1 protein-coding gene and 1 pseudogene are annotated in these 1478 nt (G+C 68.3%); both read right to left on the reverse strand.

Annotation, left to right across the window (positions count from 1 at the left end):
• Positions 1–51: 51 nt before the first annotated feature.
• Positions 52–756 (reverse strand): conjugal transfer protein TrbF, encoded by a 705-nt coding sequence (gene trbF, locus DBR23_RS26475; RefSeq protein WP_024537618.1) that lies wholly within the window; start codon positions 754–756, stop codon positions 52–54.
• Positions 757–774: 18 nt separating this feature from the next.
• Positions 775–1478: pseudogene (locus tag DBR23_RS31875) on the reverse strand (P-type conjugative transfer protein TrbL); the annotation flags it as partial.

The raw sequence follows: 1478 nt of genomic DNA on the forward strand, positions 1-1478 counted from the left end.
CCGCGAGGGCAAGCAACATGATCGGCAAGGCGGATTTACGGAAAAGATCATTCATGGCTTTGCTCCTTCGTTTCCTTCCAGTTCGCGGCTCCACGACAGCCCGTTGACGTAGATACCCAGAGGGTTCTTGCGCACGCGCTGCTCGGTGCGCGGCGTCTGCTGCACGATGGAAACCACGGCGTTCCAGCGTTCGGTGCGATCCAGCGCGCCATTGACAAAGCGCGTCTCCGTCCAGCGCACGTTGAAAGACGTGTCGCTGGCGCGGGTCACGCTGGTGATCTGCACCGTCACCGACTCCTTGCCGATGCGCGCGAACGGATCGTTCACGCGGGCGTACTCGTTGAGCACCACGGCGCCCTTGTCAGTGGTGTAGTCGTAGGCATCCAGCCAGTTCTGCCGCACCACGATGGGGTCGATGGACAGCGAGCGCACCAGGCCGATGAAGCGGCCCAGGTGATAGGCCACCTGGGCATCGCTGGGCCGATACGGCGTAGCGGCTTCACCGACCGCGCGCACCTGGCCCGCGTTGTCCACCTCGATAACGTAGGGCGTGACGATGGACTGCGCCGAGCGCCAGACCAGCCCGCCCGCCATCAGCACGGCCAACGTGAGGCAGCCAAAGGCCATGAAGCGCCAGTTCTTGGCCTGCACGCGGGCCGAGCCGATACGGTCGTCCCAGACCTGCGCGGCGGATTGGTAGGGGGTGGCAGGCTGCGGCGTATCGGCGTAGCGCACCTGCGGTCTTTTGAATCGCATGAGGGTTCTCCTTGAAGATCAGGAATCGGAATCACGCAGGCTTGGCCCCTGGCTGGAGCTGCCGCCGTCGCCGCCGCGCAGCGTGTGGGCGGCGGTCGTGGCGGCATGGGTGAGCTGCTGCCTGCGGTGCAGGCGCTTGGCCCAAGCGGGTTGTGCGGTGGATGGGGCTGTGACGGGAGATTCGCTCGCAGCCCGTGCGGCACTGTCCCCCGACGCCGATCCGGCGTCATCAGGCCGGAAGGCGGCGGCGACGCGCTCCTTCATCGAGCGTGCGCCTTGGGCCACCTTCTGCCCGGCTGCCTGCGCGCCAGTCTTGGCGACATTGCCCACACCGGCGGCGGCGCCCTGGAGGCCGCCACCGGCCGAAGCGGAGCCCGCCTGATAGGCCGACTTGGCGCTGCTGGCGGTCGATGCCATCGAACGGGCGCCACTGACCCCTGCTTTGGCGGCTGCGGGCGCCATACGCGCTCCGGCCGCCACGGCGCCGCCGACACCCGTAGCAGCAGCGCCGACCGCAACGGCGGTTCCGGCTGCGCCGATGGCAGCACCGGCCATCGCGCCCGCGCCAAGCTGCGGGCCGCCGGACACCAGCCCGGTCGCAATGCCCGGCCCGAAGATGCCCAGGGCCAGCATGGACAGCGAGACCAGCATGATGACCAGCGCCCGGTCGATCGAAGGCTCCGAACCTGCCGGGATGTTGAACTCGGAGAACAGCCCCGAGC

The sequence above is a fragment of the Acidovorax sp. HMWF018 genome (assembly GCF_003061035.1).
GTDB classification, from domain to species: domain Bacteria; phylum Pseudomonadota; class Gammaproteobacteria; order Burkholderiales; family Burkholderiaceae_C; genus Acidovorax; species Acidovorax delafieldii.